The 21125-nt window shown below is 72.9% G+C and carries 21 protein-coding genes and 1 tRNA gene; 10 read left to right on the top strand and 12 right to left on the bottom strand.

All coding sequences use genetic code 11. The features are described from left to right. Positions 1-18 precede the first annotated feature (18 nt). Complete coding sequence (locus ACFYOB_RS32265) at positions 19-624, top strand: TetR/AcrR family transcriptional regulator (RefSeq protein ID WP_328924887.1); 606 nt, start codon at positions 19-21, stop codon at positions 622-624. On the opposite strand, the gene ACFYOB_RS32260 is transcribed toward ACFYOB_RS32265, so the two are convergent. Further along, complete coding sequence (locus ACFYOB_RS32260) at positions 585-1748, bottom strand: alkene reductase (RefSeq protein ID WP_388565992.1); 1164 nt, start codon at positions 1746-1748, stop codon at positions 585-587. The genes ACFYOB_RS32265 and ACFYOB_RS32260 overlap by 40 nt on opposite strands. 52 nt (positions 1749-1800) lie before the next feature. Between ACFYOB_RS32260 and ACFYOB_RS32255 the strand changes: the two genes are divergently transcribed. Beyond that, complete coding sequence (locus tag ACFYOB_RS32255) at positions 1801-2178, top strand: MerR family transcriptional regulator (protein WP_388566185.1); 378 nt, start codon at positions 1801-1803, stop codon at positions 2176-2178. Between the two features lie 60 nt (positions 2179-2238). Here ACFYOB_RS32255 and ACFYOB_RS32250 read toward each other — a convergent pair whose 3' ends face one another. The 7 genes from ACFYOB_RS32250 to ACFYOB_RS32220 form a co-directional block, all read right to left on the bottom strand. Further along, entirely contained in the window at positions 2239-3459 is a 1221-nt protein-coding gene (locus ACFYOB_RS32250; RefSeq protein WP_388565989.1) for an acyl-CoA dehydrogenase family protein, read from the bottom strand. 12 nt (positions 3460-3471) lie between these two features. Continuing rightward, positions 3472-4530, bottom strand: coding sequence for a phosphotransferase family protein (locus ACFYOB_RS32245; RefSeq protein ID WP_388565986.1), 1059 nt, complete (start codon positions 4528-4530; stop codon positions 3472-3474). A 167-nt stretch (positions 4531-4697) separates the two neighbouring features. Further along, positions 4698-5609, bottom strand: a complete 912-nt coding sequence (locus tag ACFYOB_RS32240; protein ID WP_388565984.1) for an MBL fold metallo-hydrolase — start codon at positions 5607-5609, stop codon at positions 4698-4700. A gap of 127 nt (positions 5610-5736) precedes the next feature. After that, positions 5737-6033: a hypothetical protein gene (locus ACFYOB_RS32235; protein WP_388565981.1), complete on the bottom strand. Its 297-nt coding sequence runs from the start codon at positions 6031-6033 to the stop codon at positions 5737-5739. An 82-nt stretch (positions 6034-6115) separates the two neighbouring features. Then, the gene (locus tag ACFYOB_RS32230; protein ID WP_388565979.1) at positions 6116-6433 is read right to left on the bottom strand and encodes a DUF202 domain-containing protein; all 318 of its coding nucleotides are present in this window, start codon (positions 6431-6433) and stop codon (positions 6116-6118) included. After that, positions 6430-6828 (bottom strand): YidH family protein, encoded by a 399-nt coding sequence (locus tag ACFYOB_RS32225; RefSeq protein ID WP_388565977.1) that lies wholly within the window; start codon positions 6826-6828, stop codon positions 6430-6432. The genes ACFYOB_RS32230 and ACFYOB_RS32225 overlap by 4 nt, the downstream gene beginning before the upstream one ends. A gap of 9 nt (positions 6829-6837) precedes the next feature. After that, positions 6838-7368, bottom strand: a complete 531-nt coding sequence (locus ACFYOB_RS32220; protein WP_388565975.1) for an NUDIX domain-containing protein — start codon at positions 7366-7368, stop codon at positions 6838-6840. A 76-nt stretch (positions 7369-7444) separates the two neighbouring features. On the opposite strand from ACFYOB_RS32220, the gene ACFYOB_RS32215 reads away from it, so the two are divergent. The 4 genes from ACFYOB_RS32215 (at position 7445) to ACFYOB_RS32200 (ending at position 13764) form a co-directional block, all read left to right on the top strand. Further along, on the top strand, positions 7445-9100 hold the full coding sequence (locus ACFYOB_RS32215) for an FAD-binding dehydrogenase (protein ID WP_388565972.1): 1656 nt from the start codon (positions 7445-7447) through the stop codon (positions 9098-9100). Positions 9101-9529: 429 nt separating this feature from the next. Further along, positions 9530-10477, top strand: coding sequence for a hypothetical protein (locus ACFYOB_RS32210; protein WP_388565970.1), 948 nt, complete (start codon positions 9530-9532; stop codon positions 10475-10477). A gap of 83 nt (positions 10478-10560) precedes the next feature. Further along, positions 10561-12105, top strand: coding sequence for an APC family permease (locus tag ACFYOB_RS32205; protein WP_388565967.1), 1545 nt, complete (start codon positions 10561-10563; stop codon positions 12103-12105). A 219-nt stretch (positions 12106-12324) separates the two neighbouring features. Continuing rightward, positions 12325-13764: an amino acid permease gene (locus ACFYOB_RS32200; RefSeq protein ID WP_388565964.1), complete on the top strand. Its 1440-nt coding sequence runs from the start codon at positions 12325-12327 to the stop codon at positions 13762-13764. Between the two features lie 111 nt (positions 13765-13875). Here ACFYOB_RS32200 and ACFYOB_RS32195 read toward each other — a convergent pair. After that, positions 13876-13960, bottom strand: a tRNA-Leu gene (locus tag ACFYOB_RS32195). A gap of 168 nt (positions 13961-14128) precedes the next feature. Here ACFYOB_RS32195 and ACFYOB_RS32190 point away from each other — a divergent pair. The 3 genes from ACFYOB_RS32190 to ACFYOB_RS32180 all read left to right on the top strand — a co-directional run bounded on the left by ACFYOB_RS32190 (position 14129) and on the right by ACFYOB_RS32180 (position 16673). Then, the gene (locus ACFYOB_RS32190; protein ID WP_388565961.1) at positions 14129-15454 is read left to right on the top strand and encodes a M20/M25/M40 family metallo-hydrolase; all 1326 of its coding nucleotides are present in this window, start codon (positions 14129-14131) and stop codon (positions 15452-15454) included. 130 nt (positions 15455-15584) lie between these two features. Then, entirely contained in the window at positions 15585-15818 is a 234-nt protein-coding gene (locus ACFYOB_RS32185) for a chaplin (protein WP_388565959.1), read from the top strand. 135 nt (positions 15819-15953) lie between these two features. Beyond that, the gene (locus tag ACFYOB_RS32180) at positions 15954-16673 is read left to right on the top strand and encodes a chaplin family protein (RefSeq protein ID WP_388565956.1); all 720 of its coding nucleotides are present in this window, start codon (positions 15954-15956) and stop codon (positions 16671-16673) included. Positions 16674-16712: 39 nt separating this feature from the next. On the opposite strand, the gene ACFYOB_RS32175 is transcribed toward ACFYOB_RS32180, so the two are convergent. After that, positions 16713-16901, bottom strand: a complete 189-nt coding sequence (locus ACFYOB_RS32175) for a DUF5703 family protein (protein ID WP_031146791.1) — start codon at positions 16899-16901, stop codon at positions 16713-16715. 47 nt (positions 16902-16948) lie between these two features. Here ACFYOB_RS32175 and ACFYOB_RS32170 point away from each other — a divergent pair, with 47 nt between their 5' ends. Beyond that, on the top strand, positions 16949-17623 hold the full coding sequence (locus ACFYOB_RS32170; protein ID WP_388565953.1) for a hypothetical protein: 675 nt from the start codon (positions 16949-16951) through the stop codon (positions 17621-17623). A 212-nt stretch (positions 17624-17835) separates the two neighbouring features. Here ACFYOB_RS32170 and ACFYOB_RS32165 read toward each other — a convergent pair whose 3' ends face one another. Together ACFYOB_RS32165 and ACFYOB_RS32160 are read right to left on the bottom strand one after the other, a co-directional pair. Further along, a complete protein-coding gene (locus ACFYOB_RS32165) occupies positions 17836-20082 on the bottom strand; it encodes an ATP-binding domain-containing protein (RefSeq protein ID WP_388566183.1) in 2247 nt (748 codons plus the stop codon). Next, positions 20067-21050 (bottom strand): aldo/keto reductase, encoded by a 984-nt coding sequence (locus ACFYOB_RS32160; RefSeq protein ID WP_388565951.1) that lies wholly within the window; start codon positions 21048-21050, stop codon positions 20067-20069. Before ACFYOB_RS32160 ends, ACFYOB_RS32165 begins: the two co-directional genes overlap by 16 nt. Between the last annotated feature and the right edge of the window lie 75 nt (positions 21051-21125).

Genomic DNA, 21125 nt, shown 5'->3' with positions numbered 1-21125 from the left:
GAAGGGAAGGTCGGCGCCATGGCTGCCAGGACCACGGAACCCGAAGGCGCGCACGAGGCCCCGGTACCGCAGCGGCTGCTGGCCGTCGCGACCAGGCTGTTCGCCGAGCGCGGCTACGACCGCACGTCCGTGCAGGAGATCGTCGAGGCGGCCGGGGTCACCAAGGGCGCGCTCTACCACTACTTCGGTTCCAAGGACGACCTGCTGCACGAGGTGTACGCGCGGATGCTGCGCCTGCAGCAGCAGCGGCTCGACGCGGTGGCCGGATCCGACGCACCCGTCGAGGAGCGGCTGCGGGCGGCCGCCGCCGACGTGGTGGTGACCACCATCGAGAACCTCGACGACGCGGCGATCTTCTTCCGGTCGATGCACCAGCTCAGCCCGGAGAAGTCCAAGCAGGTGCGAGCCGAGCGCCGGCGCTACCACGAGCGCTTCCGGGCGCTGATCGAGGAGGGCCAGCGTACGGGGGTGTTCTCCGACGCCACCCCCGCCGACCTGGTGGTGGACTACCACTTCGGGTCCGTGCACCACCTGTCCACCTGGTACCGGGCGGACGGGCCGCTCACGCCGCAGCAGGTCGCCGATCACCTGGCCGACCTGCTGCTGCGCGCGCTGCGCCCCTGAAGCGCCTGACGCCCCTGGCGGGTCTCCAGCGCGGGGTAGTCGGTGTAGCCCTCCGCCCCGTGGACGTGCATCAGGAACTCCGGGCGGATCTCGTTCAGAGGCGCGCCCGTGCGCAGCCGCTCCACGAGGTCGGGGTTGGCGAGGAAGCCCCGGCCCAGTGCGACGAGGTCGGCGCCCTCGGCCAGCAGTCGCTCGCCGCTCCGCTCGCCGCCGTCGGCCGCGACCTCCTCGCGGGAGAGCGCCGGGTTGGCGATCAGCGTGCCGGGCCAGGCCTTGCGGATCTCCGCGAAGGCGGGCCGGGCGGGATCGGCGTGGACCTGGTGCAGGTAGACCGGCCCGATGTCCGCCAGGGCCCCCAGCAGCGCCGGGTAGATCTCCTCGGTGTCCCCCTCCTCGATGCCGTTGACGTTCACTCCGGGTGAGATCCGCACGCCGACCCGCTGCGGGCCGACGGCCTCGGCGACCGCCCGGACCACCTCGACGGTGAACCGGATCCGCCCCTCCACCGACCCGCCCCATTCGTCGGTGCGGAGGTTGGTGTTCCGGGAGAGGAACTGGTGGAGCAGGTAGCCGTTGGCGGAGTGCACCTCCACCCCGGCGAAACCCGCCTCGACGGCACTGCGAGCGGCGGCCGCGAAGTCGGCGACGGTGGACCTGATGTTCCCGGCCGTCATCTCGCGGGGCAGGACGGCGTCCTGGAGCCCGCCGGGGGTGTGCAGCGGCTCCGGGAACCGCACCGCGGACGGGGCGAGCGGCACGTGCCCGCTGGTCGCGGGGTGGCCGACCCGGCCGCCGTGCTGGAGCTGGAGGAACATCCGCCCGCCCGCGGCGCGCACCGCGCCGGTGACCCGGCGCCACCCGGCGACCTGCGCGGGGGTGTGTATGCCGGGGATGCGCGGGTAGGTCCGGCCGACGGCGTTGGGCGTGGTGGCCTCGGCGATGATCAGACCGGCCGAGGCGCGCTGCGCGTAGTACGTGGCCATGAGCTCGCCGGGGACGCCGTCGGCCCCGGCGCGGGTGCGCGTCAGCGGCGCCATCACCAGGCGGCTGGGGAGTTCCAGGCCGCCGAGGCGGGCCGGCTCGAAGAGGCGGGATGCGGTGGGGACCTGCGGTGTCTGCGTCATGCCGGTACCGTAGAACCTGACATTGATGTCAGATTCAAGAGCGGGGGCGGGCATGCGGATCGGTGAACTGGCGACGCGCACCGGGGTCAGTGAGCGGTCACTGCGCTATTACGAGCAGCAGGGCCTGCTGGCCTCCGACCGGACGCCCGGAGGCCACCGCGACTTCCCCGAGCGGGCCGTCGACCGGGTCATCCGCATCCAGGAGCTCTACGCGGCCGGCCTGCACAGCTCGAAGATCGCACGGATCCTGCCCTGCATGCGGGACGCGGACGGCGGCCCCTCGGTGCGGGCCACCCCGGCGCTGGTGGCCGAACTGGCCGCCGAGCGGGACCGGATCGACCGGATGATCGGCGACCTGCTGCGCTCCCGCGAAGTGCTGGACGAGGTCATCGACGCGGCGGCGGGCCGAGCCGCCGTCGGCGGCTCCTAGAGGTCGCCACCGGCCCGCACGCTCTCCACCGGCCCGCACGCCCCGTCCGGAGGCCGGTCCCTACATGTAGCGCTTCAGCTCGCGCCGGGCCAGTGAGCGCTGGTGGACCTCGTCCGGCCCGTCGGCCAGCCGCAGCGTCCGCGCCGCCGCCCACAGTTCGGCCAGCGGGAAGTCCTGGCTGACCCCGCCCGCGCCGTGCAGCTGTACCGCCTGGTCGAGGATCCCCACCACCGCCCGCGGGGTCGCGATCTTGATTGCCTGGATCTCGGTGTGCGCGCCCCGGTTCCCGGCCGTGTCCATCAGCCAGGCCGTCTTCAGCACCAGCAGCCGCAACTGCTCCACCGTGACCCGGGCGTCCGCGATCCAGTTCTGCACGACCCCCTGCGCGGCCAGCGGCTTGCCGAAGGCGGTACGGTCCACCGCGCGCCGGCACATCAGCTCGATGGCCCGCTCCGCCATGCCGATCAGCCGCATGCAGTGGTGGATGCGGCCCGGGCCGAGCCGCGCCTGGGCGATGGCGAAGCCGCTGCCCTCCTCGCCGATCAGGTTCGCCGCCGGGACCCGCGCCCCGTCGAAGACCACCTCGGCATGGCCGCCGTGGTCGTGATCCTCGTACCCGTACACCGTCATCGCCCGTCGCACCTCGACCCCGGGGGTGTCGCGCGGGACCAGGATCATCGACTGCTGGCGGCGCGGGTCGGCGCCCTCCGGATCGGTCTTGCCCATGACGATGAAGATCTTGCAGTCCGGGTTCATGGCACCGGAGATGAACCACTTGCGCCCCGTCACGACGTACTCGGTCCCGTCGGCGGACCGCTCGATCCGGGTCTCGACGTTGGTCGCGTCCGAGGACGCCACCTCCGGCTCGGTCATCGCGAAGGCGGAGCGGATCTCCCCGGCCAGCAGCGGTTCCAGCCACTGCTTCTTGTGCTCCTCGCTGCCGAACTGCGCGAGCAGCTCCATGTTCCCGGTGTCCGGGGCCGCGCAGTTGGTCGCCGTCGGCGCCAGGTGCGGGCTGCGGCCGGTGATCTCGGCGAGCGGGGCGTACTGGAGGTTCGTCAGCCCCGCGCCGTACTCGCCATTAGGCAAGAACAGGTTCCACAGGCCCTGGCGGCGCGCCTCGGCCTTCAGTTCACCGAAGACGGCCGGGGTGTCCCAGGGCGAGGCCAGCCGCGCGCGCTGCTCGGCGGCGACGGGTTCCGCCGGGTAGACGTACTCCTCCATGAACGCGAGCAGCCGCTCGCGGAGTTCCTCGGTCCGGGCGTCGAATGCGAAATCCATGAGTGAGGTGCCTCAGCCTTCCTGGCGGTTTTCAAACGTGTGGGGGGCCTGGAGGGTGGTCAGACCGTGTTCGATGAAGACCGGGACCAGCTCGCCGATCCGGTCGAAGCCGGCGCCGACGGTCTGACCGAGCGTGTAGCGGTAGTGGATGCCTTCGAGGATCACCGCGAGCTTGAACCAGGCGAAGGCCGTGTACCACGCGATCGCACCGGTGTCCCGGCCGGAGCGTGCGGCGTACCGCTCCACCAGCTCGGCGGGTGTCGGATGGCCCGGCGCCCCGCTCGTCGTACTGACCGGAGATTCGGGCAGGCCCAAGTCGGAGCTGTACATCACGAGCAGTCCGAGATCGGTCAGCGGATCGCCCAGCGTGGACATCTCCCAGTCCAGCACCGCCCGGATCGTGTCGTCCGGCCCGCCGATCAGCACGTTGTCCAGCCGGAAGTCCCCGTGCACCACGGTCGGCGCGGGGGAGTCGGGCAGCGCCCGGCCGAGCGCGCCGTGCAGCTCGTCGATCCCGGCGAGCTCACGGCCCCGCGAGGCCGCGAGCTGCTTGCCCCAGCGGCGCAGCTGCCGGTCGAGGAAGCCCTCGGGCCGGCCGAAGTCGCCCAGCCCCACGGCCTGCGGATCCACCGCGTGCAGCTCGACCAGCGTGTCCACCAGGCCCAGCACCGCCCGCCGGGTGCGCTCGGGGCCGATCGCGGCGAGCTCGCCCGCCGTGCGGTACGGCACCCCGTCCACGTACTCCATGACGTAGAACGGCGCCCCGAGTACGGACTCGTCCTCGCACAGGAGCAGCGGCTCGGGCACCGGCACGGCGGTCCCGTGCAAGGCCGCGATCACCCGGTGCTCGCGCCGCATGTCGTGAGCGGTGGCCAGGACGTGGCCGAGCGGGGGCCGGCGCACGACCCAGCGGGAGGCGCCGTCGGTGACCGCGTACGTCAGGTTCGACCGGCCCCCTTCGATCAGCCGGCCGCTCAGCGGACCGGCCACGAGCCCGGGCCGCGCGGCGTCGAGATGGCCGCGCAGCCGCTCCAGATCGAGGCCTCGCGGGTCGTCCGGCGCTGGGGTCATGCTGGGCACCTCCGTACGGGGTGGACGGTGACTGACTGATTGCTCGGAAGCCATCATGCCGACCAGTCGGTATGCCGTCCATAGGGCGGGCCGAAAACTCTCCCGGCCGCGCCCCGCGGGCCTGACCGCCAGGCCTGGCGGCCGGGCCCGACGGCCGGGCCAAGGGGTCAGGCGTGACAGAGGATAGGCGTCCCGCCGTTCATCACCGTCATGTCCCGCAGTACCGCCAGGATGTCCAGGGCGACACCCTCCGGCTCCCCGGCCAGTTCCGCGTAGGCCCGGTGCAGGTTCGCCACCAGCCGCTCGCTCTCCCGCCAGGCGGCGAACTCGCCGAGATCGGCCCGCCGGGCGGCCTCCAGCGGGGTCAGCCCCTTCGCGTGTCCCTCGGCGGCCAGTTCGGCCACGTACCGCAGATAGCGCTCGGTGGCCTCGTAGGCCGACGGGTCCGTCAGGGGCCCGTGGCCCGGTACGACGGTCTGCGCGTCCAGCGAACCGAGCAGCTCCAGTGCCCGCAGCGAGCCGGCCAGCGAGCCCATCGCGAGGAACGGCGTCCCCTCGGAGAAGACCAGGTCGCCCGTGAAGACGACGCGCTGCCGGGGCAGCCACACGATCGAGTCGCCGGTGGTGTGCGCGACACCGGGGTGGATGACCTGCACCTCCGTCTCGCCGACGTGCAGGGTCATCCGGTCGCTGTAGGTGAGGTCGGGCGCCGTGATGTCTATCGCGCCGAAGTCCGTCGCGGGCCAGATCATCTCCAGCTGGTGCCCGGCGGTGAGCTGCTCGGTCCGCGCGTTGTCGTGACCGAGGATCAGCGCCTCCGGGGCGAACACGCCGTTGCCGTAGGTGTGGTCGCCGTGGTGATGCGTGTTCACGACGGTGCGGGGGAGCGGCACCCCGGCGGTCACGACCGCCTCGCGCAGGGCGAGGGCCCGCCGCTCGGTGGCGGCGGTGTCGACGAGCAGGGTCCTGCCCCCGTCGGTGACGAAGCCAGCGTTGTTGAGGCACCAGCCGCCGTCCGGCTGGACGTAGGCGTACACCCCTGGTGCGGGCTGGACGAGGTAAGGCTCATCGACGGGCATCTGCGCTCTCCCCGGGTCGCTTTGACGGGCGGTCGGCATCCTGCCAGCCGTCGCGGCGCCGGGGGAGGGCGGGTACCGCTCCTGATGCGACCGCACTGAGCGAAGGTTTCGTCAGTGCTCGCGCGGGTCAGTGGTCGTCGTAGTGACCGTCGTGCGCGGCGTGCCGGTGTCCGTCGTGCACGTAGTCGACGTGGTCCCCGTGCCGGACGGTCTCGTGCCCGCAGTCGGGGCCGTGGGTGTGCGTGTGCCCGTCGTGGGTGGTGTGTCCCTGGGTCTCGCACTCGTCCCAGTGCCCGGAGTGCTCCCGGTGCAGATGGCCGTCGTGCGCGTAGTCGACGTGATCGCCGTGGGAGACGGCTTGGTGTCCGCAGCCGGCGCCGTGCGTGTGCGCGTGTGTGTCGTGTTCCTGGTGCATGGTCGTCATGCCGCCGAGGCTAGTGTGGATCGTCCATTGTCGCCCGTTATGTCGCGATGGCGCGAAGAAGCCCGATCATCCGACCGGCAGTTCAGATGATCACGGCCACCGCGAACACCGCCAGGGCCACCGTGCACGCCACCACCGCCAGGGCCGACCGCGGCCCGAGCACCCGCGGCGGCCCGGCCGCCAGCGCCCGGATCCGCCGGTGCGCCACCCACAGGAACGCCACCCAGATCAGCGCGGTCACCGCCGCCCCGGCCACCTCCACCGGCCTGCCGGACCCGCGCAGCGCCTGCCGCAGCGCGAGCACCGCCACGACCGAGCAGGCCAGCGTCGTACGCCGCCACGCGAGCCGGGTCCGTTCGGGCTGCAGCCCGGCGTCGCGGACCTCGCCCGGGGCGCTCACCGCCCCGACGTCCAGCCCAGCAGCACGACCACCATCATCGCCACCGCGACCAGCCCGACCCCCAGGCTCAGCACCACCGGGAACCGCGACAGCGGCAGGTCCTCGCCCCGACGCATCGCCCGCTCGCACCGCACCCAGTGGTTCACGGCCCGCAGCGCACAGGCCGCACCCACCGCGAGCAGCGCGAAGGCCATCCCGACCCGCACCCCCCACCGTAGGTCCGGCAGGAACTGGTCGACGGCGAAACCGCCGCCCACCAGCGCCAGCGCGGTCCGGATCCAGGCCAGGAAGGTCCGCTCGTTGGCCAGCGAGAAGCGGTAGTCGGGGGTCTCGCCCTCGTCGCTCAGGCGCGACGGTGCGAACCAGAGGCGCAGGTCCTTGACGAAGCCGATCACGCGGCCAATCTACTGGCGCGGCTCCCGGAACTCCCGCAGCCGCCGGTACGCCTCCAGCCCGTCCGGCACCCACGCCCACGAGCCGTCCGCGACGCGCCGGTCCAGTTCCTCCTGCGTCAGGAACGTGTGCCAGTCCACCTCCGACTCCTGCGGGGTCACCGGCAGCTCGCACCGCACCTCGTGCACGTACGACCACCACGCCCCGCCCGGGCCCTCGTACAGGAACTTGAACAAGGGCACGGGCTGCGGCAGCCCGCGGACCCCGAGCTCCTCCTCGGCCTCCCGCAGGGCGGCCTCCTCGTAGCTCTCCCCGGCGCCCAGCACCCCGCCCACGAACATGTCGTAGAAGGAGGGGAACACGAGCTTCGACGCGGTCCGCCGGTGGACGAAGATCCGTCCCCGCGCGTCCCTGGCCTGCACGAACACGCAGCGGTGGATCAGTCCGCGGGCGTAGACCTCGCCCCGCGCGGCCTGCCCCGTCACCCGGTCGTCCCGGTCCACCACGTCCAGTACTTCGTCAGCGGCACTCACGCCGATCATCCAATCACCACTGTTGACTGGTTACCGCTCCGTAGCCAAAGATCGCCCCACCACCGCGACGGAGGACGGGTATCGCATGACGTACGACGCAGACGTGATCGTGATCGGCGCCGGACTGGCCGGGCTCGCGGCCACCGCCGAACTCGTCGACGCGGGCCGCAAGGTCATCCTGCTCGACCAGGAGCCCGAACAGTCCATCGGCGGCCAGGCCCACTGGTCCTTCGGCGGCATGTTCCTCGTGGACTCGCCCGAGCAGCGCCGGATGCGGATCAAGGACAGCCACGAGCTCGCCCTCCAGGACTGGCTGGGCACCGCCGGATTCGACCGCGAGGAGGACGCCTGGCCGCGCCGCTGGGCCGAGGCCTACGTGGACTTCGCCGCCGGCGAGAAGCGTTCCTGGCTGCACGCGCAGGGCGTCCGCTTCTTCCCGGTGGTCGGCTGGGCGGAGCGCGGCGGCTACGACGCCGACGGCCACGGGAACTCCGTCCCCCGTTTCCACATCACCTGGGGTACCGGACCCGGCCTGGTCGAGCCCTTCGAGCGGCGCGTCCGCGCGGGCGTGGCCCGCGGTCTGGTCCAGCTGAGGTTCCGCCACCGGGTGACCGGCCTGTCCCGGACCGCGGGCGCCGTCGACACCGTGACGGGCGAGATCCTGGAGCCCTCCGACGCGGTACGGGGCACCGCGAGCAGCCGCGAGGCCGCCGGGGCCTTCTCCCTCCGGGCCCAGGCCGTGATCGTGACCAGCGGCGGCATCGGCGGCAACCACGACCTCGTACGCGCCCAGTGGCCCGCCCGGCTCGGCACCCCGCCCGCGCGCATGCTCTCCGGGGTCCCCGCCCACGTGGACGGGCTGATGCTCGGGATCGCGGAGGAGGCGGGTGCCAGCCACATCAACAAGGACCGGATGTGGCACTACACCGAGGGCATCGAGAACTGGAACCCGATCTGGCCCAAGCACGGCATACGCATCCTGCCCGGCCCCTCCTCCCTCTGGCTGGACGCGACCGGCAAGCGGCTGCCCGTGCCGCTCTTCCCGGGCTTCGACACCCTCGGCACGCTCGACCACATCATGAAGACCGGCCACGACCACACCTGGTTCGTGCTCAACCAGCGCATCATCGGCAAGGAGTTCGCCCTCTCGGGCTCCGAGCAGAACCCGGACCTCACCGGCAAATCGGTCCGCGACGTCATCTCCCGCGCGCGACAGGCCGTACCCGGCCCGGTCAAGGCCTTCATGGACAACGGCGCGGACTTCGTCGTGGAGCGCGACCTGTCCGCCCTGGTCCGCGGGATGAACGCGGTCACCGAGGAGGACCTGATCGACGAGGCCGCCCTGCGCGGCGTGATCACCTCGCGGGACCGCGGGATCGCCAACCCGTTCACCAAGGACCTCCAGGTCACGGCCATCCACGGTGCCCGCAAGTACCTCGGCGACAAGCTGATCCGCACCGCCGCGCCGCACCGGATCCTGGACCCGAAGGCCGGGCCGCTGATCGCGGTGCGGCTGTCCATCCTGACCCGCAAGTCCCTGGGCGGCCTGGAGACCGACCTCTCCTCGCGCGTCCTGACCCCGGACGGCGAACCGCTGCCCGGCGTCTACGCGGCGGGCGAGGCTGCCGGCTTCGGCGGCGGCGGGGTCCACGGCTACCGTGCGCTGGAGGGCACCTTCCTGGGCGGCTGCGTCTTCTCGGGCCGTGCGGCGGGCCGGGCGGCGGCCCGGGCGGTCGGCTGACCCAAGCCCCGGCGGTCGGCTGACCCAGGCCCCGGCGGTCGGCTGACCCAGGCCCCGGCCCCAGGCCTCGGCTGACCCGCGCCCAGGGCGGCCCTCCGGTCAGCTCGCGCGAGGCGCGGCATTCGGCCAGTGACGCGTACCCGTCCTCCCCGCCTCATACGCCGGGTTCGAGCCGTTGTCAGTCGACTTCGCGCCGCTCGCCGCCCCCACAACGACCAACTGGGCCCAGGGCGATACCAGTTGAAACCCGCCACCGACTGGACTGGACCTTGACGTGGAGCTGTGCGTGCCGGTTTGCTGTGCGTGATCATCCGGATCGCTCACCGGCCGGATCGCGCACCACCCCGCCGCACAACTCCCGTGCACCATGCACCTGTTCCGGCCATCGTTCGCAATGTGCCCGCCCGCGTCCTGGAGGGAAACCCGCGGATGTCCCCGCCTCCGCCGCCCCTCGGCCGCGCCCGCAAGCGCGACGCCCAGCTCTTCGACCCCGCCCTCTGCGACGCCGAACTCGTCGACGTGCGCAGCCAGTTCACCCAGGGCCGCTGGTCCCGGGCCAGGTCCCTGCTCGTCGGCACCGGTGACGACTGGGACCGCCGCGGCCACCGCGTCGTCGTTCTCGCCGAGACCCCGGCGGCCACCGCCTGGGCCCGCGAATGGCTGCTCGCCGAACCCGAGAGCGCCGACGCCGCCACCCTCCTCGCCTGCGCCGCCGTCTTCACCGCCCTGCGCCGCAAGGGCACACCGGCCGCCGCCGAGGAAGCCTGCCGCCGGGCCGCCACCCTGCTCCCCGCCGACCCCACCCCCTGGCTCGGCCTGCTGATGCTGTCCAAGGTGTTCGGCAGCGAGGAGGAGTTCAGCCGCCACTTCGACCAGGTCCGGGCGCGCCACCGCGAGCACCACCACGCCCACCACCTGATGGTCGCAAGACTGGCCGAGCGCACCCCCGCCGACGGCCAGGACCCGCTCCACGAGGTCTACGACTTCGCCGCCTGGGCGGCCGAGGAGTCACCGGCCGACTCCCCGCTCGCCGTACTCCCCGTCATCGCGCACGCCGAGCGCTACCGGGTGCTCGCCGCCACGCAGGGCCACACCCCCCAGAGCGCCGCCGCCCACTGGTCCGGCCGCCGCGCCCGCCAGGTGCTGCGCTCCGCCTTCGACTGGTGGCTGGAGTGGGAGCGCGAGGACCACCCCCGCAACCGCGTCGACCTCAACTTCCTCGCCCACGCCAAGCTCTGCGAGGGCCGCCCCGCCGAGGCAGCCGCCCTCTTCCACCGCATCGGCAGCCACGCCACCCGCGCCCCCTGGTCCTACCCGGACCTCGACCCGCACAAGGCCTTCCTCGCCGCGCGCAGCGCCGCGCTCGGCACCGCCTGACCCCGCTCTCCCGAAGCACCCCGAAGCACCCCGAAGCACCCCGTTCACCCCCGCCCCACCCGCATCCCCGAAAGGACGCCGCCATGCCGACGGGCAGATCCACCACGCTCCAGGACCCGGCCGAGATCCGCACGTACAAGGGCCAGGACCGCGCCCTGCGCGCCGACCGCCTCGGCACCGCCGGCCTGCTGCTCTCCGTACTCGCCGCCAGCGCGCCCCTGATGGTGGTCGCCGGCGTGATGCCCACCACCTTCGGCGTCATGGGCATCGTGGGTCAGCCGCTGCTCTTCGTCATCCTCGGTGTCGTCCTCGCGCTCTTCAGCATCGGCTACGCCGAGATGAGCCGCCACGTCCACAACGCCGGCGCCTTCTACGCGTACATCGCCCGCGGCCTCGGCCCCACCGCGGGCGCCGGCGCCTCCCTCGTCGCCCTCGTCGCGTACAGCGCCATGCAGGTCGGCGTCTACGGCATCCTCGGCTTCGAGATATCCGGCCTCTTCGCCACCTACCTGAACATCGAACTCGCCTGGTGGATACCGGCGCTGCTCGCCGTCGCCGCCACCGGCGCCCTCGGCTGGCTCAAGATCGACCTCAACGCCAAGGTCCTCGGCGTCCTCCTCCTCATCGAGTGCGCCCTCGTCGTCGTCTTCGACATCGCAGCCCTCGGCAAGCCCGGCGCCGAAGGCCTCTCGCTGCACGCCTTCAACCCCGAGACCCTGAGCGGTCCCGGCCTCGGCACCGCCCTCTGCTTCTGCATCGCCGCCTTCGTCGGCTTCGAACAGTCCCCGGTGTACGCCGAGGAGACCAGCAAGCCGCACATCGTCGTCTCCCGGGTGATGTTCCTCGCCGTCGGCTTCGCCGCCCTCTTCTTCGCCCTCAGCGCCTGGGCCCTCACCGTCGCCACCGGCCCCGCCGAGGTCGTCAAGACCGCCGCCGAGGCCGGCCCGGGCCTGCTCTTCCAGCTCACCGAGGCCCGCCTGGGCGCCACCTTCACCGACGTCCTGCACGTCCTCTTCGTGACCGGCATGTTCGCGGCCATGCTCAGCTTCCACAACGTGGTCGCACGCTACGCCTTCGCGATGGGCCGTGAGGGACTGCTCCCGGCCGCCTTCGGCCGGACCAACGCCGGCACCGGCGCCCCCGGCACCGGCTCCCTGCTGCAGACCGCCGTCTCCGCCGTCGTCGTGATCGCCTTCGCCGTCACCGACGACCTGCCCGCAGGCGACCCCACGGCCCCCGTACTGCACCTGTTCACCTGGATGGGCAGCGTCGGCGCCCTCGGCGTGACTCTTCTCATGGCCGCCGCCTCCTTCGCCGTCATCGCCTTCTTCGTCCGCCGCGGCACCGCCGGCGCCCAGGTGTGGCGGCTCGCCGCGGCCGGCCTCGCCGGTCTCGCGCTGCTCGCCATCGCCGTCTACACCGTCAAGGACTTCGGCGTCCTGGTCGGCGCCGAGAAGGGCTCCGCGCTCAGCTGGACGCTGCCGGGCATCATCGGCGCGGCCGTCGTGACCGGACTGGTCTACGGGGCGGTGCTGCGCAGCCGCCGCCCCGAGGTGCACGCCCGCATCGGCCTGGGCAACGAGGCCTTCCGCCTCGACCAGGCGGCAGAGGCCACCACCGCCGACTGACCCCAGAGCCTGTCTTTCCAGCGCCTGTGAAGCCCCCGACACCCCTTTCCAAGGTCGTCGGGGGCTTCGGTGCGCCAGGGTCGATTTTGGCGGGTGGCGGACCCCCATGGTCTCCTGGGTCGATCAAAACGACCGAACCGCTGCACAGGGGACACCACCGAGCTCCCCCGCGCACGGTCCGGGTCTGCCTGTCCGACCCCCACGAAGGCGAAGTCATACATGAGTGACCGCACCTTGACCGAGGCTCCCGCCCCGGTGTCTTCCCGCCATGTCGACGCCGGTGACGAGGGCTACAGCAAGGACCTCAAGTCCCGCCACATCAACATGATCGCCATCGGCGGGGCGATAGGCACCGGCCTGTTCCTCGGCGCCGGCGGCCGCCTCGCCGGAGCCGGCCCCTCCCTCGCCATCGCCTACGCGGTGTGCGGAGTCTTCGCCTTCTTCGTCGTCCGGGCCCTCGGCGAGCTCGTGCTCTACCGCCCCTCCTCCGGAGCCTTCGTCTCCTACGCCCGCGAGTTCATGGGCGAGAAGGGCGCCTACACGGCCGGCTGGCTGTACTTCCTGAACTGGTCCACGACCACCGTCGCCGACATCACGGCCGCCGCGACCTACGCCCACTTCTGGTCGATGTTCACCGAAGTCCCCCAGTGGGTCCTCGCCTTCATTGCCCTCGCCGTCGTCCTCACCGCGAACCTGATCTCGGTGAAGTACTTCGGCGAGATGGAGTTCTGGTTCTCCCTGGTCAAGGTCGCCGCCCTGGTGGTCTTCCTGATCGTCGGCATCTGGCTAGTCGCCACCAGCCACGAGATCGGCGGCCACACCCCGGGCCTGGCCTCCATCACCGACAACGGCGGCATCTTCCCCTCCGGCGTCCTCCCGATGCTCCTGGTGATCCAGGGCGTGGTCTTCGCGTACGCCTCCGTCGAGCTCTGCGGCGTCGCCGCCGGCGAGACCGAGAACCCCGAGAAGATCATGCCGAAGGCCATCAACTCGATCATGTGGCGCGTGGGCCTCTTCTACGTGGGCTCCGTGGTCCTGCTCGCGCTGCTGCTCCCGTACACCGAGTACAGCTCCGACCAGAGCCCCTTCGTCACCGTCTTCGACAAGCTCGGCGTCCCCGGCGCCGCGGGCGTCATGAACCTGGTCGTCCTGACCGCCGCCCTCTCCAGCCTGAACTCCGGCCTCTACTCCACCGGCCGGATCCTGCGCTCGATGGCGATCTCCGGTTCCGCGCCGAAGTTCACCGCCCGCATGAACAAGGGCAAGGTCCCCTACGGCGGGGTCCTGTTCACCGCCGCCTTCGGCGTCGCCGGTGTCGTCCTGAACTACTTCATGGAGGACGAGGCCTTCGAGCTCGTCCTCAACTTCGCCTCGCTCGGCATCCTCGGCACCTGGGCGATGGTCATGATCTGTTCGCTGTTCTTCTGGAGCCGCGCGAAGCAGGGCCGGGTGGAACGCCCCGCCTACCGCCTGCCCTGGGCCCCGTACACCCAGATCGTCACGCTGGTCTTCCTGCTCGCGGTCCTGGTCCTGATGTGGTGCGACGGCGGTGTGGGCCGCACCACGGTCATGTTCGTCCCGGCCATCGGCGCCGCCCTGGTCGGCGGCTGGTTCCTGGTCCGCCGCCGCGTGGCCGCGCTCGCCGCCGCCCGCGACTGACCTTCCCGCCGCTAGCCGGCCACGGGGCCCCGCCGCGCGCGGGGCCCCGCAGCCGTCTCCGCCCGCGCGGGCAACGAAAAAGGACCCCGCCGAAGCGGGGTCCTTCTCTTGTGTCCGAGGGGGGACTTGAACCCCCACGCCCGATAAAGGGCACTAGCACCTCAAGCTAGCGCGTCTGCCATTCCGCCACCCGGACAAGGTGTCTGTCTCGCGTCCCTCGCGGGCCGTTCCGACGTGGAAAACATTACCAAACATTCCGGGGTCCTCGATCACACCCCCCGGTGGCCGGGGATCTCCCTTGGGGAGAACGGCCCGGAGCGGGAGGATGGGGGCAGTTCGGTACCGATCAGTGGGAGGAAGCAGCGTGAGCGAGTCGAGCGCGGGCAGGACCGTCTCCGGTGAGGACGAGGTCGTCGACCTCTGCCGGGACCTCATCCGGATCGACACCAGCAACTACGGAGACCACTCGGGCCCCGGCGAACGCAAGGCGGCCGAGTGGGTGGCCGAGAAGCTCGCGGAGGTCGGGCTGGAGCCGCAGATCTTCGAGTCGCACAAGGGGCGGGCCTCGACGGTGGCGCGGATCGAGGGCGAGGACCCCTCGCGGCCAGCGCTGCTGATCCACGGGCACACCGACGTGGTTCCGGCCAACGCCGCCGACTGGACCTACGACCCGTTCTCGGGCGAGATCGCCGACGGCTGCGTCTGGGGCCGCGGCGCCGTCGACATGAAGGACATGGACGCGATGACGCTGGCCGTCGTACGCGACCGGATGCGCAGCGGTCGCAAGCCCCCGCGCGACATCGTGCTGGCCTTCCTCGCCGACGAGGAGGCCGGCGGCGTGTACGGGGCGCGGCACCTCGTCGACAAGCACCCGGAGCTCTTCGAGGGCGTGACCGAGGCCATCGGCGAGGTCGGCGGCTTCTCCTTCACGGTGAACGAGAACCTGCGGCTCTACCTCGTGGAGACCGCCCAGAAGGGCATGCACTGGATGCGGCTCACGGTGGAGGGCACCGCGGGCCACGGCTCCATGACCAACAACGACAACGCCATCACCGAGCTGTGCGAGGCCGTGGGGCGGCTCGGGCGCCACCAGTGGCCGGTGCGCGTGACCAAGACCGTACGGAGCTTCCTGGACGAGCTCTCGGACGCGCTCGGCACCCCGCTGGACCCGGACAACATGGACGCCACGCTCGCCAAGCTCGGCGGCATCGCCAAGATGGTCGGCGCGACGCTGCGCAACTCCGCCGCTCCGACGATGCTCGGCGCCGGCTACAAGGTCAACGTCATTCCCGGCCAGGCGACCGCCCACGTCGACGGCCGCTTCCTGCCGGGCTACGAGGACGAGTTCTTCGCCGACCTCGACCGCATCCTCGGCCCCCGGGTCAAGCGGGAGGACGTACACGCGGACAAGGCCCTGGAGACGGACTTCGACGGCCGCCTGGTCGACGCTATGCAGGGCGCCCTGAAGGCCGAGGACCCGATCGCGCGGGCGGTCCCGTACATGCTCTCGGGCGGTACGGACGCGAAGTCCTTCGACGACCTCGGGATCCGCTGCTTCGGCTTCGCGCCGCTGAAGCTGCCGCCCGAGCTGGACTTCGCCGGGATGTTCCACGGCGTGGACGAGCGGGTGCCGGTCGACGGGCTGAAGTTCGGCGCGCGCGTCCTCGACCGGTTCATCGACAACGCCTGAGATTCGCAGAGGTGTACGCAAACCACTGAGAAGAGTGAATGCACTCATACGCTCGTAGCCCTGGTGATCCCTCCTCGTTACAGGTGGTGCGGTCCGCGGCTGGGACCGCACTTGCCTACTAGGAGGAACAATGATCAAGAAGGTTGTCGCCGCTGCGGCTGCCACCGGTGGCCTGGTTCTCGCGGGCGCGGGTCTGGCTCACGCCGACGCCGAAGCTCAGGGTGCGGCCATCGGCTCGCCCGGTGTCCTGTCGGGCAACGTGCTCCAGGTCCCCGTTCACATCCCGGTGAACGTGTGCGGTAACACGGTGAACGTCATCGGCCTGCTGAACCCGGCCTTCGGCAACACCTGCGTCAACGCCTGACGCATCTGAAGTCTTGGGCCCCGGAGCGCATTCCAGCGCTCCGGGGCCGCTGGGCTTTTGGCCCGATCGATCATGTTCGGCGCATCCGGCAGGGGAGCCGGAGCGTCGACGCACACACCAGGGGACGAGTTCACAATGCGACGACCGGTACAGGTCACCAGGAAGACCCTGATCACGATGGCGGCCGCGGGAGGTGTCCTCGCGATGGGCGGGGGCTACGCGCACGCGGACTCCGGAGCCTCCGGCCAGGCCGCGAATTCCCCGGGCGTGCTGTCCGGGAACAACGTCCAGGCTCCCGTGGACGCGCCGGTGAACGTCTGCGGCAACACCATCGACGTCATCGGTCTGCTGAACCCGGCCTTCGGGAACCGCTGTTCCAACGGTCCGGACCACGGCGGCAAGCCGGGGAATCCCGACCAGCCCGGCAACCCGGGCACACCGGGCCACCCGGGCACACCGGGCCACCCCGGCACCCCGGGCCACCCCGGCACTCCGGGTCACCCCGGAAACCCGGGAGGCGACGACGACGAACCGTGCGACGACCACCCGGACCACCCGGCCAACCCGGGCACCGAGGGCGGACACCACCCGGGCACGCCCGGTGGTCACACGCCGGGCAAGCCCGGTACCCCGCGTACGGACACCAGCCCGGGCTCGGGCTCCGTCACGCCTGCCACGCCCGTCGTGCACCCCGCCCAGGGGTCCGGTGCGGGCGTCGCCGCCCCCGGCCCGTCGGGGCCGGCCGTGCTCGCCGCCACCGGCGGCGGTGACGTCCTGACCGCAGGCCTCCCGCTCGCCGGCGGTCTGCTGCTGGGCGGCACGGTGCTCTACCGGCGCGCCCGCAACGCCGCCTGACGGCTGCTCACGGCGCGGGCCCCTTTCCCGGGGCCCGCGTCACCAGGTCGCGCGGACCTGGCGGATGATCCGGCGGCGCAGTCGCACACGGCGGCTGCCGTCCCGGTGCAGGGTCAGGCGGTCGAGCTCCCAGTTCCCGTACTCGGCATGATCGGTCAGCAGGCGGGTCGCCTCCTTGCGGGGGACGCCGCGAGGCACGTACACGTCGACAAATTCGTATTCCGGCATCGCATCTATTGTGCGGGCAGAGCCCTGCTACGGATAGCGTCTGCTCTATGTCTGATGCCGCTCTGCCCACTGTTGCCGAGGTACGCGCCGCCGCCGAGGCGGTCAAGGCCGCGCTCGACCGCCACCTCGCCGCGGTCGAGCGCAGGACCGGGGACGAGGACCCGGACGTCTACGCCGCCTTCAACGAACTCGCCGCCGCCGCAGAGGAGTACGACGAACTCCTCTACGACCGCTACGACGAGGTCACCCCGTTCGAGATCCCCACCCCCGAGGACGGCGTCCCGTACACCGGTCCCGCCGAGCCCGCTGCCTTCAGCGTGCTCATCCGCCGCGACTACGCCGTGGTCGAACCGCCGCGGCTGATCGCCCAGGCCGGGCGGGTCGCCGCGCACGACCGGGACGCCGAACTCGTCCACGACGGCGGCACCGCCGGCGCGCTGGGCGTGCTCTTCGGGGAGTACGAGCCCGACGAGATCGCCTCCCGCTACAAGGAGTTCGGGCTGGAGGAGGGCGACTCCACCCTGTGGATCGCCGCCTCGGAGGAGGTCGCCGAACCGGGGGAGTGGCTGGGCTCGCCCTTCGGGCACACCGATCCGGAGGACGTGCTGCACCGGTTCGACGTCAGCGCCGTATTCGACGAGGAGGCCGACGAGTTCGACGAGGACGAGGCATCGGACGAGGACGCGGGTGAGACCGCGGAGACCGGACTGACGCCGGCCTGATCCCTGATCCGGGCGCGGGGGGGCCCCCCCCCCCGGGGGGGGGCCCCCCCCGGGGGGCGCCGCGGGCCCCCCCCCCCCCGCCCGGGCCCCCCCCCCCCCCCCCCCCCCCGCCCGGGGGGGGGGGGGGGCGGGCACCCCCCCCCCCGCCCCCGCCCCCCCCCCGCGGGGGGGGGGGGGCCCCCCCCCGGGGGGGGGGGCCCCCCCGCGCCGGTTCACTCCGGCTGCCCGCCCGCCGTGGCCAGGGCCGACAGCAGCCCCGTCAGCCGGGTCGTGCGGGGCTTCGGCAGCACCTCCGCCACCGCGTGCGGCAGCGCCTGGTCCACGCCGTGCACCACGGACAGGTGCCGCTCGGCCCGCCCGAACGCGGTGTACACCCACTCCCGGGAGAGGGCCTGCGCCGCGTCACCCGGCAGTACGACGACGACCGCGGGCCAGCGCACGCCCACGGCCTGGTGCGCGGTGATCGCCCAGCCGTGCCGCACCTGGGACTCCACCAGCTCCTTCGGTACGACGACCCGCTCGCCCGCGCGGTCCAGGTGCAGGCCCTGCGCGTCGGCCGACACCACCCGGGCCGGCAGGGCCCGCCCGGGGGACGGCACGTGGACCACCCGGTCACCGGGGTCGAAGCCGCCGAACCGGCCCGGGCCGGGGTTCAGCCGCTCCTTGAGCGCGGCGTTCAGTGCCCGGGTACCCGCCGAGCCGCCGTGGCCCGGAGTGATCACCTGCACGCTGTCCGCCGGGATCCCGAAGGCCCGCGGCACCGACTCCGCCACCAGCTGTACGGCACGGTGCACGGCCTCCCCGGCGTCCTGCACCGGGACGATGACGACCTCCTTGCCCGGAGCCTCGACCTGGTTCAGCTCCCCGATTCCGACCCCCGAGACCAGCTCGCCCAGGGGGCCCGGGTCCGGGACGCGCGAGACCACCAGGGGACAGGTACGGGCCGCCAGCAGATCGGCGAACACCCGCCCGGCCCCGGCGGAGCCGAGCACCGCCGGATCCCCGGAGAGCACCAGCCGGGCCCCGTCCGGGACGGACTCCACCAGCGCGGCGGCGGCCTCCACGTCCAGCTGCGGCGCGTCCAGCACGATCAGCAGGTCCAGCGCGAACCGCCCGTCGGCGTCCCGGCCGGGCCCCTGCGCCCCGGAGAGCAGTCCGGCGACGGTGACGCCCTCGGCCGACGGGACGTGCGCGGCCAGGCAGGCGCGCAGGCCGAGTTCCCGGGCCGCCGCCAGCAGGGCGAGCGGTTCGGCGCGGGCGGCCTCGCCGCCGGTGTGGGTGACCAGACCGTGGCCCGCGACCGCGCGGATCAGCTCGGCACCCGGTCCGGTGGCGGCCTTCTCCCAGTCGGCCGGGGCCTCGAAGGTGCCGGCGATCCGGGCCAGGCCGTCGGCCAGGCTCTCCTCGGCCATCGCCGGGCCCTCCAGGCCCACCAGGATCCTTACGGGCTGCTCGGTCCCGGCGTCTTCGGTGTCTTCGCCGACCGGCCGGCCCAAGGGCTCGTGGAAGACCAGCACCGAGCCGTCGGCGATGGCCAGTTCCAGGGCCTCGGCGGGCTCCGGCACGCCGTACTGGGCGAGAGCCTTCTCCAGGACCGGCGCCTCCAGCGCGGTGTGCCCCTTGAGCCCGGCCTGGACCAGTAGCCAGCCCACCAGGGCGGCCGTGCGGCGCTCGTCGCCCGGACCGGCCTCGGGGCCCAGCAGGGCCCGCGCGAAACCGTCCGCCTGGGTCGGGCGGACGGCGGGGACCGACAGCAGCAGCCAGGGGTTGGCGGCGAGCCGCCCGGCCGGGTCGTCGCCGAGCGCGGCCGCGGCCGGGGCGGCGAGTGCCTCGGGCGCGCCGCCGCGGGCCAGGACGGCCCGTACGCCGTCGACGGTGTCGGCCGAGGGGGCGGCGGCCGGCGCCTGCGCCGTCCTGCGGGGCGGCGGGGGAGCGGGGGCCGCCTTGCGCGGCGCGGCCGGGGCCTCGTCGAAGTACACGGCGGCCGGCTTCGCCCCGCTCTCCACCGCCCGTACGGCGGCGAGCAGGTCCGCGGCCTTCCCGCTGAGCTTCGCCCCGGCGTCGACGGGCCCTTCCCGCTCGGCCTTGCGCCGGGCGATCCGCTCCCGCTCGATCTTCTGCGCGGCCAGCTCGGCCTGCGCCTCGCTGAGCCCGGCTCCGGCGCCCGCCTCCGCGGCCTGCTCCCCGGCTTCGCCGGTGCCCTCCGGGGCGTCTGCCGTGGCCTGCTCGCCGTCCTCCTCGCCCGGCTCGACTTCACCCTCCTCGGCCTTGCCCGGCTCGACTTCACCCTCCTGGGCTTCGCCCGGCTCGGCTTCACCCTCGGAGGCGGCCTGCGGCCCGGCCGACGGGGCTTCGCCCGAGCCGGTACCGGGTCCGCCGTCGGCGGCGGGCTGCGGCTCGGCCGGTTCCTCCGAGTCGGCGGGCTCGGCTTGGCGGTCCGTACTCACAGCGTGCTCCAGTCCTGATCGGGGTAGCGGTGCACGGGCGCCGAAACATCGTCCAGCGCCCGGCAGATCTCCTCCGGAAGACTAAGGGCCTCCACCGACAGAGCCGCCGCGAGCTGCGCCGACGTCCGCGCGCCGACGATCGGCGCGACCACCCCCGGCCGGTCCCGGATCCACGCCAGGGCCACCTGGAGCGGGGTCACCGCCAGCCCCTGGGCCGCCGTCACCACCGCGTCCACGATGCGGCCCGCGGCCTCGTCCAGGTACGGCTCCACCAGGGCGGCCAGGGTCTGCGAGGCGCCCCGGGAGTCCGTCGGGATGCCGCCCCGGTACTTGCCCGTGAGGACCCCGCGCCCCAGCGGGGAGGAGGGGAGGAGTCCGATGCCCAGGTCCAGCGCCGCCGGCAGCACCTCCCGTTCCACCCCGCGCTGGAGCAGCGAGTACTCCATCTGGGTCGAGGCCAGCCGGGTCCGTACCCCCGGCGCCGCGAGCTGCCAGGTGGCCGCCTTCGCCAGCTGCCAGCCGCAGAAGCCCGCCACCCCGGCGTACCGGGCGCGGCCACTGCTCACGGCGAGGTCCAGCGCCTGAAGGGTCTCCTCCAGCGGGGTCGCCGGGTCGAAGGCGTGCACCTGCCAGAGGTCGACGTAGTCGGTGCCCAGCCGGTCCAGCGAGGCGTCGAGCGCGGCCAGCAGGTGCCCGCGCGAGCCGTCGAAGCGCCGGTCCGGATCCGGCACGCTGCCCGCCTTGGTCGCGATCACCAGGTCCCGGCGCGGGACCAGCCCGCCCACCAACTGCCCGAGGAGGTACTCCGCCTCCCCGCCGCCGTACACGTCGGCCGTGTCGACGAGCGTGCCGCCCGCCTCCCAGAACGTCTTCACCTGCTCGGCGGCGGCTTCCTCGCCGGTGTCGCGGCCCCAGGTCAGGGTGCCGAGGCCGATCCGGGAGACGCGCAGTCCGGTGCGGCCGAGATGCCTCTGCTCCATGAGCGCTGAGACTACTGGGGCGCTGACGGATGGGCTCCGGGCGCGCTACAGTCCCCGGACATGCACGTTACTGAT

The sequence above is a fragment of the Streptomyces sp. NPDC006463 genome (genome assembly GCF_042870715.1).
Taxonomy (GTDB): Bacteria; Actinomycetota; Actinomycetes; order Streptomycetales; family Streptomycetaceae; genus Streptomyces.
Note: the sequence above shows the minus strand (reverse complement) of the source record. Positions and strands in the feature narration are given on the sequence as shown.